The organism is Streptomyces sp. NPDC060035, assembly GCF_042736635.1.
GTDB lineage: Bacteria > Actinomycetota > Actinomycetes > Streptomycetales > Streptomycetaceae > Streptomyces.
Genome location: NZ_JBHWVO010000001.1, coordinates 200,744 through 215,727 on the forward strand (window position 1 = coordinate 200,744; position 14,984 = coordinate 215,727).

Genomic DNA, 14,984 nt, shown 5'->3' on the forward strand with positions numbered 1-14,984 from the left:
CCTGGTCACAGGTCCCAGGACCGGGGGCGGTCACGGACCTCCCACTCGGAGCGGAGCAGCGCGAGGGCCGCGATGTCGTGGCGACGGCCGCGGTGCAGGCAGGACGAACGGCATACCCCCTCGTGGACGAAACCCGCCGCGGTGAGTACGGAGAGGGCCGCGGTGTTGTCGGTGTGGGTGAACGCTTCGACACGGTGCATCGGCAGTTCACCGAAAGCCAGGTCGGTGAGGGCGTCGAGGGCGGCCACGCCGTGGCCCTTGGCACGGTGCTCGGGGGCCGGCATCAGGTAGGCCTCGACGGTGCCCTCGGCCGGCTGCTGATCCTGCAGGGCTATGAGGCCGATCGGGGTGCCGTCCGGGAGGAGGACCAGGAAGTCGTCACGCGTGTCGTCGTCGAGGTGGCGCTCGATGCGCTCGCGGAGTCCATGGAGCGAAGGGGGCCGGACACCCGTCTCGTGTGCGGCCACCGGGTCGGAGCGCCAGCGCTGGATCAGCTCGGCGTCCTCGATCTCCAGCGGGGTGTACGCGATGTTCCGGCCTCGCCAGCAGCGTGCTCGTTCGATGTCCGGATCCGCCGTGTCCTCGCTCGTGCGCGGATCGTACGGGCGGCGGCACGGCCGCGTACAACGGTTTCTCAGTCGACGAAGACCCCCGCCGAGTAGACCCACAGCCCTTCGTGACGGACGAAACTGCTCTGCTCGTGGAGCGAGCCGGGACTGCCGTCGTGCGTGTAGTGCGCGCGGAAGGTGACCGTGCCCGTGGGGTGGAACGCGCTGCCTCCGGTCGTGTCCAGGATGTCCAGGCCCACCCAGCGCATCGCCGGGTCGAAGTCGACGACGGGCGGGCGGGTGTCCGGGTGCCAGGTGCGCAGCAGGTACGCGGCGTCCCGGACGACGAAGGCCGCGTACCTGCTGCGCATCAGCTCCTCGCAGTGCACGGCGTCGGCCGTGCCCGCGTGCAGGCGGCCGCAGCAGTCCCCGTAGGTGGCCCGCAGACCGCACGGGCACGGGGATGCGGAGGTGATCTCCGGGGCACTCGCTCCGGAGGCGGCCGTTCGCCGCGGACGTGAGGGGCGTGGTGACATGCCTCCATTGTGACCCGCGGACCGGTGTGCTCGCCGGGGCGGGGCGACGGGGCCCGGCGGTCAGGGCTTGCGCGCCACACCCGCGTAGCCGGGGATCGGCTCGTCGCCGGGGACGTCGATGACCTCGCCGAGCTCCGGATGCCAGTCGGCGGAGAGCGAGACGCCAGGCTCGACGAGCTCGAGCCCGTGGAAGAACTCGGTGAGTTCGGTGCGCGAGCGGGGCCGCAGGGTCATACCCCGTGCCTTGTACATGGCACGCGCCTGAGCCGCGCCCTCCGGGTTGAAGTCACCTGTGGTGTGCGAGAGCACCAGGTAACTGCCGGAGGGGAGTTGTTCCACGAGCCGGTCGACGAGCTCGGCGGCGCCGTCCTCGTCGTCCAGGAAGTGCAGCAGCGCGAGAAGCGACAGGGCAACCGGTTCGGTGAAGTCGAGGACCTTGCCGGCCTCTTCCAGGATGGTCTCGGGCCGACGGGCGTCGGCCTGGATATATTCGGTGGCACCCTCGGGGGTGGAGCGCAGCAGGGCCGCCGCGTGCGCGAGCACGATCGGATCGTTGTCGCAGTAGACGACGCGCGCGTCCGGGGCAGCCTGCTGGGCGATCTGGTGGAGGTTCGGTTCGGTGGGTATGCCCGAGCCGATGTCGAGGAACTGGTGTACGCCGTTCTCGGCGAGCCAGCGGGTGGCGCGGTGCATGAAGGCCCGGTTGACCCGCGCCATGTCGCGGCCACGGGAGTCCAGCGCGAGCAGTTGCTTGGCCATCTGTTCGTCGACCGGGTAGTTGTCCTTGCCGCCGAGGAACCAGTCGTACATTCGCGCGGGATGCGGCTTGCTGGTGTCGATCTCGACGGCTTGGGATTCGTGCCCGGTCATAGCGCGCTCCGTTGGTCGGCGGATTCGGCGAACAGCGTATGGGACAAGCCGATGTGGCGATGTGTCAGGTGAGCAGGAAGTCGGCCTGCCCTGCCTTGGCTCCCTGGATGAAGGCGGCGATCTCGCCGTTGGAGTAGATGAGCGCGGGGCCGTCGGGGTCCGCCGACTGGCGGACCGCCACTCTGCCGTCGGCCAGTTTCATGGCCTCGATGCAGTTGCCCCCGTTACCACCGCTCCACGGCTTGTACCAGCCCTCGGAGCCGAGGTCGGCGGCCGGCATACCGTTGTATATGTGGTTCATCACAGCTCCTTGCGGAAGTCCCTGAGGATTTCCTTCGTGCGTTGTGCAGTTGCGGCCTGAGCCGCCATGCGGTCCATGACCTCGAGGTAGGAAGCCACCTCGGGGCGCGCGTCGAAATAGACGGCGCCGGTCAGGTACTCGCTGTAGACCATGTCGGGCAGTTCGGGGACTGCGAAGCGGAAGAGGACGAACGGGCCGTAGGTGCCCGGGTGGTGGCCGGTTGCGAACTCCGCGATCTGCAGCGTCACATTGGGCAGGGCCGTGGCCTCGAGCAGCCGGTCGACCTGGCCCCGCATGGCTTCGGGACTGCCGACGGGACGGCGCAGGACCGTCTCGTCCATGACCACCCACAGCTTCGGCGCGTCCTCCCTGGTGAGCAGCGACTGCCGCTCCATCCGCAGCGCCACATGGCGTTCGATGTCCTCGGGCCTGGTCTGGCCGACCGCTCCGGTGCGCATCACGGAGCGCGCGTAGTCCTCGGTCTGGAGCAGACCGGGGACGAAGTGCGGCTCGTAGGTGCGCAGGAGGCTCGCGGCGCCCTCCAGGCTGACGTACATGCTGAACCAGTCGGGCAGCACGTCGTGGAAGCGCTGCCACCAGCCCGGCCTGTTGGCCTCCTCCGCGAGCTCGACGAAAGCGTCGGTCTCCTCCTCCGCGATCCCGTAGGCCTTCAGGAGGAGCTGGACGTAGGGAATCTTCAGCCCGACCTCGGCCGTCTCCATCCTGCGTATCGTTCCGGGAGCGACACGGAGCACCTTGGCAGCCTGGTCGCGGCTCAGGCCGACGCGCTCCCGCAGATCCTGCAGGCGCTTGCCGAGAACGACCTGACCCACGGTCGGGGCGGACCGCGGTTCGCTCACTTCAGACCTCCCGATGCGCTGTTTGCGAGCAGTGTGCCACGCGCTTGGCCCGATGGACACAGTCACTCTGAATTTTTCAGAGTGCCTCTTGCCAAGTGTTCATGTCAGGGGGAGAGTTGGGGAGTGAACCAGTTCACGTAGTCGTGCCCGACCTCGATTCATCACGGTGCGAAGCGTGACGCAGCCCCCACTGTGAGGAATTGGTCGTGTCACCTGGCAGTGCGCTCATCCCCCGGCTCATGGACCTCAGCCCCGGGTCGGAAGCGCTCCGTTACTGCTTCGCGCTGTCGGCGCACCCCGAATCGGTGGCGGGTGCACGGCAACTGACGCGGGCCCGGCTGGACGAGTGGCGGCTGAGCGGCGACACCTACGACGCGGCGGTCCTGATCGTCTCCGAACTGGTCACCAACGCCGTGGTGCACACCGCCAGCGCGCGCGTCGTCTGCGAGCTCCGGTGCTCCGACGGGCGGTTGCGCATATCCGTTCAGGACCAGGGCCACCAGCCGGGCGGACCACGGCTGTCCCTGCAGGCCGATGACGAACACGGACGCGGCCTGCTGCTCGTCGATTCCATGAGCGCCGCCTGGGGATCCCACGATGCGGGGAACGCCTCGGGCCGCATCGTCTGGGCGGAACTGCCGCACAGCTCGGAGCAGTCATGCTGAAGAACGCCCTGTCCCAGCTCCTCGGAGCCCGTCGGTCCCGCCCCGGTGAGGACGCCGACGGCCGGGTCAAGCTGCCGCTGCCGCCCGCACTGTCGGCGAGCCTCGGCTGCGACGCAGTGGGCGTGCCTGCGCACTACGGATTCCGGTTGATGTCACATCTTCCCCGCGCCGGGTGCGTGTTCGCCGATGCCGACCAGTGGTGGTGGATCGTTCCCTCGGGTTCGGATCTCGATCTGGACTGGCCGGTGCAGGCTTCCTACGCCACCGGGGCCTACGTTCCGGCCGGGCGCCCGCGGCTGATCCATGCGCCGGACAGCCGTACGCCCTATACACCTCCCATTCCGCTTTTCCTCATGGTGTGTCAGGTCACCGGGGTCACACCGTCCTGGGCCCCGACAGGCCGGCCGAGGGCTGTCCCCGCTCCCTGACGAGAGGCGGGCGCGCCGACCGGTCAGGGACGGTCGAGGTAGGCGAGCCCCGGGTGGACCCGCGTATATCCCTCGACGAGCCGGCGAGCCACCGATACCGAGTCGACCAGCGGATGCAGAGCGAAGGCGCGCACGGCCGTGGCACGCGAGCCGGTCTCCGCCGCCTCGAGGACCGCGCGTTCCACGGCCTTGACCGCGGTGACCAGGCCGACCGCGTGATACGGAAGCGGGTCGACGGTGACGGGGTGGGCGCCGTTGGCGTCGACCAGGCAGGGCACCTCGATGACGGCGTCGGCGTCGAGCACCGACAGGGTGCCGCGGTTGCGGACGTTGAGGATCAGCGAGGTCCGTTCGTTGCGGGCGACGGCCCGCATCAGGGCGAGCGCGACCTGCTCGTAGCCGCCGGACTCCAGATCACTTTCCTCGCGTTCACCCGCTCCGGCAACGTCCCGGTTCTCCGCCATGTACGTCGCCTCGCGTTCGGCGCGGGTGCGGTCCCAGGTGGCGAGCGCAGGGGTGGCCGGGTCCTTCATCCGGGCGTAGAAGCCCTCCTGCTGGTCGCGGAGGAAGGCGCCGCGGGTCTGATCGGCCTCCTGGTAGGCGCGTACAGCCTCCCGGTTGAAGTAGTAGTAGTGCAGGTACTCGTTGGGAATCGCGCCGAGGGAGCGCAGCCATTCGGTGCCGAAGAGCCTGCCCTCCTCGAAGGAACCGAGCAGCGCCGGATCGGCGAGCAGCCGTGGGAGCTCGTCGCGGCCCTCGATGTGCAGCCCCCGGACCCACCCCAGGTGGTTGAGCCCGACGTAGTCGATCCGGGCCCGGTCCGGGTCGGCGCCGAGGACCCGGGCGATCCGGCGGCCGAGTCCCACCGGGGAGTCACAGATCCCGATGACCCTGTCGCCGAGGTACCGGGACATGGCCTCGGTGACCAGGCCCGCCGGATTGGTGAAGTTGATGACCCATGCGTGCGGTGCGAGCCGGACGATGCGCCGGGCGATGTCGACCGCGACGGGGACGGTGCGCAACCCGTACGCGATGCCGCCGGCTCCGACCGTCTCCTGGCCCAGGACGCCTTCGTCGAGCGCGACGCGTTCGTCGGCGGCGCGGCCTTCGAGGCCGCCTACCCGGATGGCCGAGAAGACGAAGTCCGCGCCGCGCAGGGCCTCGTCGAGATCGTCGGTGGCGACGACGGCGGGTGCATCATGGATGCCGCGCGCCTGTTCGGCGAGGACCCGTGCGACGGCGGTGAGCCGGTCCGCGTCCGTGTCGTACAGGGTCACCCGGGAGACGCGGCCCTCGGCGTGATCGCCGAGCAGCGCCCCGTACACGAGAGGCACCCGGAATCCGCCACCGCCAAGAATTGTCAGCTTCACGCTGCTCGATGGTACGGGGGCGGATGCCGGTGGGGGCGCGACGCCCCGGGCCCGGAGGCCCGGGGCCCGGTGAGGTCAGTAGCCGTTCCACCAGCGTGTCACGGCCTGCCAGATCCTTGCCGGTCCGCTCCGCTGCGCGGGAATCGCGGGGACGGCGACCGGTGCGGCCGACGAGCCGTCCCCGTGCACGGCAGCCGGTTCGGCACCCCGCCCGGCGCCGGGTGCGTAGCCGGGGCGCGGCCCCGGCCGGCCGGCCGTCGCGGGCCTCGGTACGGCCGGCGACGACACCTCCCAGTCGGTGCGGGGACGTGGCCTGGCCGACATCGATGTCTGCGGTTCCTCGTCGACCTCCTGCTGCGGGCTCGGGGCGAATTTCACCGGCAGGTCCACCAGGTGTCGGGACATGATGTTGCCGACCCGGTCCAGCTCGCTCTCCTCGACCGCGAGCTCCAGGTCGGGAAGTCGCATCAGCAGGGCGTCGACCCCGACATCGGCGATGGCACGCCCGATGTCCTGACCGGGGCATTCGTGCGGGCCGCCGCTGAAGGCGAGGTGGGCGCGGTTGCCCTCCATGTTGGCGGTGAGGTCGGGCCGTACCGCCGGATCGGTGTTGGCCGGTGCGATCCCGACGAGGAGGGCGTCACCCGCCTTGATCTGCTGGCCCCCGAGCTCCGTGTCGCCCACCGCCCAGCGGCCGAAGACGGCGGTGAACGGCGGCTCGTCCCACAGGGTCTGCTCCACCGCTTCCGGCACCGTCATGTGACCGCCGCTGAGCCGGGCACGGAAGCGCGGGTCGGTCAGCACCATGCGCACGACGTTGGCGATCAGGTTCGCGGTCGATTCGTAGGCGGCGATGAGAATGAGCCGCAGGTGTTCCGCGACCTCCACGTCGCTCAGGCCGGCGGGATGCTCGACGAGCCAGCCGGTGAAGTCATGGGCAGGGGCGATACGCCGCCGTTCGACCAGCCGCGTCAGCGCGGAGAGCACATAGGCGTTGCTCTCGACGGCGGTGGCCGTGCCCCGGGTCATGTCGCGGGCTGCCTGCACCAGCCGGTCGTTGTACTCCTCGGGCATCCCGAAGATCGCGCACATCACCATCATCGGCAGATGGTCGGCGAACTGGCCGACCAGCTCGGCAGAACCCTTCTGGCAGAAGTCGTTGACGAGACGGTTGCTGAAGCGGTTGACGTGACGGCGGACGCCACGGGTGTCGATCCGCGCCATGCTGTCCGTGACCGCGCCCCGCAGCCGCTCATGGGCATCACCGTCGGCGAAGACGCAGACCGGCTGCCAGGTGAAGATCGGGGCGAGCGGGTGGTCCGGGGCGACACTGCCGTCCTGCAGGGCACGCCAGCGCCGGGAGTCCCGGGAGAACTGCGAGGGCGTCCTGGTCATATGGAGATTCTCGCTGTGGCCGAGGACGAGCCAGGCGGGTACGTCTCCGTGCAGCAGCACCGGTGCCACCGTGCCGTGTTCGGCACGCAGCTTGTCGTAGAGGCCTGCGGGGTCGTTCTCGGCCTCGGGCCCGTAGAACCGGCGCAGTCCGCCCGGACCTCGGCCCATCCCGTGGGCCGGGCACTCGGGCGGCGGCACCGGCCCTGTGGCCGCTCCGGGTTCGTGGTGGAAGGGGGTTGTCACAGTCGCTCCAGGGATTCCGAAGTCGGGCGAGGGGTGTGCCGGGCGGGGTGCGCGCAGGGCGGGCTCCGGGGGCAGCCGCCTGCCACCGTCAGGCGAGGGGAACGGCCAGCTTGTGCAGATAGCGCATCAGGGTCATCAGCACATCGCGGCTGGAGGCACGCAGCCGGGCGTCGCAGTCGATCATCGGGACCTCGTCCGGCAGGTCGAGGGCGTTGCGCAGCGCCTCGACCGGGTGGTGCGGCGCGTCGGGGAAGGTGTTGACGGCGACGACGAAGGGCACGCCGCGCTCCTCCAGCCGGCCGATCACATCGAAGCTGACCTGGAGCCTCCGGGTGTCGATGAGGACGACGGCCCCGAGTGCTCCCTCGAACAGCCCGTTCCACAGGAACCAGAAGCGTTCCTGGCCGGGGGTGCCGAACAGATAGAGGATCAGTTCCTCGCTGAGGCTGATCCGGCCGAAGTCCATGGCGACGGTCGTGGCGGTCTTGCTCTCCACGCCGACGTTGTCGTCCACGCCGACACCGGCCTGGGTCATGGTCTCTTCGGTCGTCAGGGGCCGGATTTCGCTCACCGAGCCGACCATGGTCGTCTTGCCGACCCCGAACCCGCCGACGATGACGACCTTCACCGCGGCCGTGGCCGTGGTGGGAAGGACGTCCTCGCTGCGGGGGCCCGTGATCGTGTCAGAGCTTCTGAAGTCCATGCATCACCGCTTCGAGGAGGGACCGGTCCGGAAGTGCGGCGCGGACGATGGGCGCACGCGATTCGATCAGTTCGGTCGCCAGGAGTTCTGTCAGGAGTGAGGTGACCACGCTGAAGGGCAGGCTCAGATAGGCCGAGATCTCGGCGACGGACAACGGCGCCCTGCAGAGCCGCATGATCGCAGCCTGCTCGGGCTGGACCGTGGGCGACGGTTCGGCCTGCGCGACGACCATCGTGACCAGGTCGAGCGCCGCCCTCTCACCATCGGTGTCACCGGTGATCACATACAGCCGCTCCGGGTCGTTCAGCGCCGGGTCGGCCTTTCGGCGTTCTCGTCGGGGAGCGCTCATCCGGCCTGCCCGTCATGTCGGGGCGGGCTCGTCAGATGGGCTCCGATCCGGACGACCATGTCGCGCATGCGCGCTCCGACCAGTCCGGCATCGACCGTCTCACCGGCCAGTACGGCGAGGTACGCACCGGTGCCTGCGGCCATCAGGTAGAAGAATCCACCGGTGACCTCGATGACGACAAGCTTCATCAGGCCGTCGCTGTAGGGGATTTCGGTGGCGACCGCGGCGGCGAGGCTCTGCAGTCCGGCGCAGGCCGCCGCGAGGCGGTCGGCGACATCGGGGTCGCCGCCGTGCCGGGCGATGCGCAGGCCGTCCGAGGAGAGCACCACGATCTGATGGATGCTCGGTACGTCGTCGGCCAGTTCCTTGAGCATCCAGTCCATGTTTCCCCGCTGCTGGATCACTTCAGGTCTCCCTTGTCCCACGCATCATCAGAGTCTTCGTCGGTCTTCGGTTCCTGAGACACCCCGTTGACGGCCTGGGTGAAGGCCTCGAGCCAGAGTCCGGGCGGCGGTTCCTGGCCACCCGGCCGACCGCTGCCCTGCCCGCCCGATCCGTTGCGCGCTCCGGCGGCGGGCTCGGCGGCCGGAGCCGCGTGCTGCTGCGGGAGGTTGTGCGAGCCGAGCGGGGCGCGACCGCGGCTGCGGCGCTGGGGAAGTCCGCCCTCGGTCCACTCGGTCACCACGACTTCGTCGTCCCCCATCGCGGACACCGGGGCGGCGGGACGCGAGGCGGGCGCGGACGAGGATCCCGGTGCGGGTGTGGAGGACGCGGATCCGGACAGGGGTGCGCCGACCGACGGGACGGGTCCGGTGGCTTCGGGGCGCGTCCTGCGCTTGCCGCGCGGCGGTACGACGTGCTGGAGCTGCGACATGTCGAGCGAGCTCTGGGGCCGGGAGGTGGCGCCGATACCGTGCGCGATACCGGGAGCGGGCCCGGTGGTGATCATGTCGCGCGGCACGATGAGAACGGCGCGGACACCGCCGTACGCGGACTGCCGCAGGGAGACCTGGAGTTGGTACATCCTCGAGAGCCGGCCGACGACGGCCATGCCCAGACGCGGGGACTCCCCCAGATCGTTCATGTTGATGCCGGCCTGGGCCTGGGCCAGCATGCTCTCGGCCCTGGCGCGGGCCTCCTCGCTGAGGCTGACGCCGCCGTCCTCGATCTCGATGGCGATGCCGGTCTGCACCTCGACCGCGGTGACGTGCACCCGGGTCTGGGGCGGCGAGTAGCGGGTCGCGTTGTCGAGGAGCTCGGCGCAGGCGTGGATGAGCGGCTCGACGGACGTACCGACGATGGCGACCTTGGCGATCGAGTGCAGGTCGACGCGCTGGTACTCGAGGATCCGGGACATCGCACCGCGCAGCACACTGAACAGCGGTACGGGCTTGGGCCACTGGCGGCTGGGGCGGGCGCCGCCGAGCACCGCGATGGAGTCGGCGAGCCGTCCGATCAGCGCGGTGCCGTGGTCGATGCGGAGCAGGTCGTCGAAGACCTCGGGGTTGCGCCCGTGGTGGTCCTCCATCTCCCGCAGCTCACTGGCCTGTCGGTGGACGATCGCCTGGACACGTCGCGCGACGCTGACGAAGGCGCGCTGCGCGGAGTCACGCATCGCCTCTTCGTTGTCGATGATGTCGAGGACCTGGAGGACCAGGGCGCGTTGCGCCTTGGGGAGGTTGCGGTAGGTCTCGTCCGCGTCGACGACGTCGCGCATCACCTCCTGCGGCGAGTTGCTCGCGCGCAGCCGGCGGATCGCGGCGGGCAAAAGCTCCTTGGTCAGCCGTACGGTCTCCTGGTCGTACGCCGCGATGCGGTGCTCCAGGAAGGCGATGCGCTGTTCGTACTGCGCGCGCTGGACGCGCATCGCTCGGCGGCGGCGGTTGAGTGCGACGGCGAGCACGGCGACCACACCCGTGGCGATCGCACCGCACCAGACGACTGCCGTCCGCGCGTCCCCGGTCAACGGCACCGCACCGGCAGCGGTGGCGCCGGCCATCAGCAGTACGGGCAACAGCGCGGCGCGGACAACGGGGATGTCTCTGTTTGTCGGCGGTGATTCAACACGAACCATCTAAACCCTCTGGCGGTTGATTCGGCAGGTACACGCACTTGTACGGACAGTTATGAACAAGTGCTCGAATTCATATCAACTCGACTTCACTGAGCGTGAGCCTAGCCAGATCAGAACAGCGCTTCGGCATATTCGCCCAACCCCCTGCGCGAGCACTCCGGTGGTAATACACTCACCAGTTTTTGCACTCACCGCCGTCGAGCGTATGCGGGGAGTAATGGAATGCAGGAATCGACTGAAAGCCGACCCTTGCGTCCCGCTGTGCGGGACAATCCGAGAGTCGACCCACCTCTGGAGTGAACACCCGACAGCCTCAGCAACACCCGTGAACCGCACACTCGGTCGAGCAGTCGAGAGGTACGCGAATCTCCCGGTACCGCAGAGCGGGACAAGGGCACATGCGATCGAATCGGATCGAAAGGAGCAGATTCGTGATCGACGGACGGATGTACGGGGAGGAAGCCCCCTCGTCGGCACCGGCACGGGGCTACACCATCGAGTCTCTGGACACCGGCCTCCGGCTGATGCAGCTGTTCCTCACCCAGGACAGCCTCACCGTCTCCGAAGCCGCCCGGCGCCTGGGCATCGGCAGGTCCACCGCGCACCGCGTGCTCAGCACACTGGAGGGCCGCGGCTTCGCGGTCCGCGACCCCTCGGGCCGGGGTTACGAGGCAGGGTCCGAACTGCTCCGTCTGGGCCGGCCCGCAGGCTTCGGCACGGCCGTGCGGGCACAGCTCTCAGCGGTGCTCGACGAAGCCGTACGGCGCACCGGGGAGACCGTGCAGAGCGCCGCCCTGATCGGGGATCAGGTGATCGCCACCGACGGACGCGAGTCCCCGCACCCGGTGCGGGTGATGCTGGAAACGGGTCGCGCCCACCCCGCCCACACCACCGCCGCCGGGAAGGTGCTGCTCGCCCGGATGACCGTCGACCAGGTCTGCGCCCTCTACCCGCAGGAGCAGCTGCCCGCGCTCACCCCGCACACCCTCGTCTCCCGGACCGTGCTGCTGGCCGAACTGGCGGAGGTCCGTGAGCTCGGCAGGGCCTTCAGCCGGGGCGAGTCGGTTTTGGGCCTGAACGGCGTCGCGGTGCCTCTGGCCGTATCGGGCCGGCGCGACCGGCTCGCCCTGAGTGCATCCGCACCCGCCGACCGCGGCGACGATGTGGCACTCGCCGAACGGGCGGTGCAGCTGAGACAGTCGGTGGCACCGCCCATGGAAGCACCCTGACCGGCTCACGCCATGGAAGCACCCTGGCCGGCTCGCGCGCGGTCAGCGGCCGGTCCCGCCGATGCGGCTCTCGCGCGTGGGTCAGCGGCGGGAGCCTCCGATGCGGCCCTCCAGCTGCACCAGCAGCTCGCTGAGCTGACCGCTGAGCCGGGTGCGGGTCCGCTCGTCGAGGCCGGAGAGCACGGAGCGTTCGTAGGCGAGCTGTTCGGGCAGCAGCCGGTCGACCAGCTCGCGGCCCTCGCCCGTCAGCCGGACGTGGGCGACCCGGCGGTCCCGGGCGTCGCCGCGGCGATCGACCAGGCCGCCCTCCTGCAGGGCGCGGAGCCGTTTGGTGACGGCGGCGCCGGAGGAGAAGGTCTCACGGGCCAGGTCCCCGGGGGTGAGCTCACGGTCGGTGCGGCGCAGCGCGCCCAGCAGATCGAATTCGGCGCGGGTCAGTCCGGCGGCGCGCAACGGGGCGTCCTCCGCCTGCTGGAGGAGGGCGGCACAGCGGTTGATGCGGCCGATGAGTTCCATCGGTCCGGTGTCGAGCTCCGGATTGACGGCATGCCACTGCCGCACCACCGAGGCCACGATGTCGTCGGTCACACCGCTCCGTTCGCCGGGGGCGGGATGTTCGGTCCCCGCCGTTGTGCTGTCGCCGCGAGCGTACGGTGTCCCGCGTGCTCCGCCGCCAGCATCTCCTCCTCGGGCAGGGCGCGCTGCCACCACTCCCCGGCCGCGATGTCACCGGCGTTGCGCAGCTCGACGAGGGACGAGGTCAGCCGTCTGCGGGCCAGGCCGAGCGCGAGGCCGTCGGCGGCCGGGTCGGCGATCAGTTCCTCGGCGCGGACGCGCGCCTCCACGGTTGTGATGAGGGCCCGTTCGACGTGGCCCGTGGCACGGCGGTTGGGGACGGCGATCGCGACGAGCAGGCCGACCGCGGCACCCACGAGTGTGTCCAGGGCGCGGTCGCCGATCAGCCCCCCGGCCGGGTGGGTGTCCGCGAATTCCATGATGAGCAGGGCCATCGGAGTGACGGCGATGGAGCCGAGCCAGTAGTTCCGGGTGATCAGGGCCTCGGCGGCGAAGTTGAAGAACAGGACGCACAGGATCAGGGCGAGCGGGCCGATCCGGGCGACCGGGACGACCGCGGCGAAGACAACGACCCCGACGAGGTTTCCGACGGTGCGCTGCACGGCCCGGCTCCAGGAGAGTGTCACGTTGGGCTGGTACACGGAGGCCGCGGTGACGACGGCCCAGTACGGATGGCCCACCCCGAGGGCCGAGGACACATAGCCGGCGAGTGCGCAGCCGATGAGCGTACGGAGGGCGACCGGCAGTACCGGGGAGCCGGGGGCGAGTGCACGCAGGAGCGCGCGCCGGGCCTCGCGCCGCCCCCGTCGGATCCGCTGCCCCGCACGTTCGGCGTCGATCCCGAAGAGATGTTCGACTGCTCCGGGAGTGCACGGCGGGCTCGGCACCGGCCCGCGCGCCCGGGTCACGGCCGCCCAGGCGCTGAGCTGCCCGGGGTCGGCGCCGCGGACGCGGCCGTCGGCGGTGGTTCCGGCAAGGGGCCACTCGGTTTCGGCAAGGGTCCGCTCGGCGTGGACCACGAGGCGTTCGAGTTCCTGCCGCACAGGGGTGGGGCGCCCTGCGGCGAGCAGCGACTGCCAGGCGGCATGGACGGCGGTGGCCGCGGCATGACGGGTGCGCGGGCCGGGTGCGGCCGTGTAGGCCGCGGCGGCGTCGAGTGCACGGGCGGTGGCGCGCCGCTCCGGGCCTTCCCTGCGCCACAGGGCGGGGCCGACGGTGACCAGCCAGGAGAAGGCGCCCGCTGCCAGCGCCAGGGCGAGATGCCCGGGAATCTGCCCGGTCGCCTGCGGAGCGAAGAGCGCGGCCGAGGTGACGAAGGTGAAGATCAGGTTGCCGGGCGGCCCGATGCGCGAGGCGTCGCAGAAAGTCTTCTGCAGGGCCGCGAGCAGCGCGCCGACGGCGATGAGTACGGCGGTCGAGTCGGTGGCCGAGGCGGTGAGCAGCGCGACGGCGAGGCCGGCGACCATGCCGAGGATCACGCGAGCAACGGTGTGGGCCCTGCGTGCGTACGGCAGGTTGTGCCCGTACAGCGCACAGAGCGAGCCGGCCATCGTGTACATCACGAGGTCGAGGCGGCCCATGGAGTACAGCAGCAGATTCGGCACCGCGGAGGCGACGACCACGCTCAGCGCGGGCTTGAACCAGATCTCCGCCGGGCTGTTCAGCCGCAGGGTGCCGGTCACCGGCAGTCTACGGACGGATGGCTTCCGGGGTCGCACGGCGGTATCACTCACCCAAATACATTAACAGGTATTACACCAGTAAACGAACATCCTCCGGTAGCCCCCTCAACCGTGCGGCCATAGCGTGCTGCACAGCAGCTGTGAACGCGCCCTGTCGCTCACCCTGGAGGAATCGAATGAAGCTCGTCGAACCGGTCTCCGGCGGCCCCTGCTGGGTGGAACTGAGCACGTCGGACGTTCCTGCGGCCCAGACGTTCTATGCCGCACTGTTCGGCTGGCGGTCCGAGACGGACCCGCGCCCCGAAGCGGGCGGGTACACCGTGGCGCGCCTCGGCGAGGACGCCGTCGCCGCGCTCAGCCCCTCCTACCGGCCGGACCAGACGCCCGCGTGGACCGTGTCCTTCGCGACCGAGGACACGGATGCCACGGCCGGCGCCGTGCGCTCGGCCGGCGGCACGCTGCTGATCGAGCCGATGGACGTGTTCGACCTCGGCAGATTCGCGGTGGCCGCCGACCCGTCGGGTGCGGTGTTCTCACTCTGGCAGGCCCGCTCGTTCGCCGGCGCGGGTCGCCTCGGCGAACCGGGCACGCTGGGCTGGGCCGAGCTCCGTACTCCCGATCCGTCCGGCGCGCTCGCCTTCTACCCGTCCGTGTTCGGCTGGACGGTCAACGCCTCGGAGCATTACACGCAATGGGGCGTGAACGGTGCCGACTTCGGTGGCATGACGGCGATGGGCAAGGACGACGGGCCGGAGACACCCCCGCACTGGCTGCCCTACTTCGCGGTCACGGAAGTCGAGACGACAGCCGCCACCGCCCTGGGCGCGGGCGGCGACCAGCTCGTGCCACCGATGAGCCTGCCGGGCGGGCGGTGGATCGCCGTGCTCAGCGATCCGCAGGGGGCGGCGTTCGGCATCCACACGCCGTGACTTCCGCTCGCAGGCCCAAAGGCCTGCCACGGTCGTACCGTCCCGGTGGAGCAACGGGGCGGGCTGGAGCCGTTGCCCACCACGAGGCGGGTGACCTCATCGCCGTATTCAACTCATGACTGTGACAGCTGCACGGCCGCCCGGCATCATGGACGCCATGAACACGCCGAGCGCCGACTGGATCAGCATCGCGGCCTACGAGAATCTGCCGGGCCGCCTCCACCCG

Annotated in this window: 17 protein-coding genes; 4 read left to right on the forward strand and 13 right to left on the reverse strand. The window is 70.2% G+C overall.

Features of this window, described 5'->3' with window-relative positions; all coding sequences use genetic code 11:
• Positions 1-5 precede the first annotated feature (5 nt).
• From ACFWBQ_RS00925 to ACFWBQ_RS00945, 5 genes are all read right to left on the reverse strand, one after another.
• Positions 6-563: a GNAT family N-acetyltransferase gene (locus tag ACFWBQ_RS00925; RefSeq protein WP_385483128.1), complete on the reverse strand. Its 558-nt coding sequence runs from the start codon at positions 561-563 to the stop codon at positions 6-8.
• A gap of 71 nt (positions 564-634) precedes the next feature.
• Entirely contained in the window at positions 635-1,084 is a 450-nt protein-coding gene (locus ACFWBQ_RS00930) for a YchJ family protein (protein WP_385482534.1), read from the reverse strand.
• Positions 1,085-1,144: 60 nt separating this feature from the next.
• Complete coding sequence (locus tag ACFWBQ_RS00935; protein WP_385482536.1) at positions 1,145-1,954, reverse strand: SAM-dependent methyltransferase; 810 nt, start codon at positions 1,952-1,954, stop codon at positions 1,145-1,147.
• 64 nt (positions 1,955-2,018) lie between these two features.
• Positions 2,019-2,255, reverse strand: a complete 237-nt coding sequence (locus tag ACFWBQ_RS00940) for a DUF397 domain-containing protein (RefSeq protein WP_030573999.1) — start codon at positions 2,253-2,255, stop codon at positions 2,019-2,021.
• Positions 2,255-3,115 (reverse strand): helix-turn-helix domain-containing protein, encoded by an 861-nt coding sequence (locus ACFWBQ_RS00945; protein ID WP_385482539.1) that lies wholly within the window; start codon positions 3,113-3,115, stop codon positions 2,255-2,257. The genes ACFWBQ_RS00940 and ACFWBQ_RS00945 overlap by 1 nt, the downstream gene beginning before the upstream one ends.
• A 206-nt stretch (positions 3,116-3,321) precedes the next feature.
• On the opposite strand from ACFWBQ_RS00945, the gene ACFWBQ_RS00950 reads away from it, so the two are divergent.
• Positions 3,322-3,780: an ATP-binding protein gene (locus ACFWBQ_RS00950; protein ID WP_385482541.1), complete on the forward strand. Its 459-nt coding sequence runs from the start codon at positions 3,322-3,324 to the stop codon at positions 3,778-3,780.
• Positions 3,774-4,208 (forward strand): hypothetical protein, encoded by a 435-nt coding sequence (locus ACFWBQ_RS00955; protein WP_385482542.1) that lies wholly within the window; start codon positions 3,774-3,776, stop codon positions 4,206-4,208. The genes ACFWBQ_RS00950 and ACFWBQ_RS00955 overlap by 7 nt, the downstream gene beginning before the upstream one ends.
• 23 nt (positions 4,209-4,231) lie before the next feature.
• On the opposite strand, the gene ACFWBQ_RS00960 is transcribed toward ACFWBQ_RS00955, so the two are convergent.
• The 6 genes from ACFWBQ_RS00960 to ACFWBQ_RS00985 form a co-directional block, all read right to left on the reverse strand.
• Complete coding sequence (locus tag ACFWBQ_RS00960) at positions 4,232-5,578, reverse strand: 6-phospho-beta-glucosidase (protein WP_385482544.1); 1,347 nt, start codon at positions 5,576-5,578, stop codon at positions 4,232-4,234.
• 75 nt (positions 5,579-5,653) lie between these two features.
• The gene (locus ACFWBQ_RS00965) at positions 5,654-7,216 is read right to left on the reverse strand and encodes a cytochrome P450 (protein WP_385482545.1); all 1,563 of its coding nucleotides are present in this window, start codon (positions 7,214-7,216) and stop codon (positions 5,654-5,656) included.
• An 88-nt stretch (positions 7,217-7,304) separates the two neighbouring features.
• Positions 7,305-7,919, reverse strand: a complete 615-nt coding sequence (locus ACFWBQ_RS00970; RefSeq protein ID WP_385482547.1) for an ATP/GTP-binding protein — start codon at positions 7,917-7,919, stop codon at positions 7,305-7,307.
• The gene (locus ACFWBQ_RS00975; RefSeq protein ID WP_385482548.1) at positions 7,900-8,268 is read right to left on the reverse strand and encodes a DUF742 domain-containing protein; all 369 of its coding nucleotides are present in this window, start codon (positions 8,266-8,268) and stop codon (positions 7,900-7,902) included. Before ACFWBQ_RS00975 ends, ACFWBQ_RS00970 begins: the two co-directional genes overlap by 20 nt.
• A complete protein-coding gene (locus ACFWBQ_RS00980) occupies positions 8,265-8,672 on the reverse strand; it encodes a roadblock/LC7 domain-containing protein (RefSeq protein WP_329205480.1) in 408 nt (135 codons plus the stop codon). The genes ACFWBQ_RS00975 and ACFWBQ_RS00980 overlap by 4 nt, the downstream gene beginning before the upstream one ends.
• Positions 8,669-10,342, reverse strand: coding sequence for a sensor histidine kinase (locus tag ACFWBQ_RS00985; protein ID WP_385482551.1), 1,674 nt, complete (start codon positions 10,340-10,342; stop codon positions 8,669-8,671). Before ACFWBQ_RS00985 ends, ACFWBQ_RS00980 begins: the two co-directional genes overlap by 4 nt.
• Positions 10,343-10,773: 431 nt before the next feature.
• On the opposite strand from ACFWBQ_RS00985, the gene ACFWBQ_RS00990 reads away from it, so the two are divergent.
• Positions 10,774-11,571 carry an IclR family transcriptional regulator gene (locus tag ACFWBQ_RS00990; RefSeq protein ID WP_385482553.1) on the forward strand — a complete coding sequence of 266 codons (798 nt, stop codon included), beginning with the start codon at positions 10,774-10,776 and terminating at the stop codon, positions 11,569-11,571.
• An 81-nt stretch (positions 11,572-11,652) separates the two neighbouring features.
• Here the strand turns inward: ACFWBQ_RS00990 and ACFWBQ_RS00995 are convergent, their stop codons facing one another.
• Both ACFWBQ_RS00995 and ACFWBQ_RS01000 read right to left on the reverse strand, forming a co-directional pair.
• Complete coding sequence (locus tag ACFWBQ_RS00995) at positions 11,653-12,159, reverse strand: MarR family winged helix-turn-helix transcriptional regulator (protein ID WP_385482555.1); 507 nt, start codon at positions 12,157-12,159, stop codon at positions 11,653-11,655.
• Positions 12,156-13,880, reverse strand: a complete 1,725-nt coding sequence (locus ACFWBQ_RS01000; protein ID WP_385482557.1) for an FUSC family protein — start codon at positions 13,878-13,880, stop codon at positions 12,156-12,158. Before ACFWBQ_RS01000 ends, ACFWBQ_RS00995 begins: the two co-directional genes overlap by 4 nt.
• A 125-nt stretch (positions 13,881-14,005) precedes the next feature.
• On the opposite strand from ACFWBQ_RS01000, the gene ACFWBQ_RS01005 reads away from it, so the two are divergent.
• Positions 14,006-14,758, forward strand: coding sequence for a VOC family protein (locus ACFWBQ_RS01005; protein ID WP_385482559.1), 753 nt, complete (start codon positions 14,006-14,008; stop codon positions 14,756-14,758).
• The last annotated feature ends 226 nt before the right edge of the window (positions 14,759-14,984 follow it).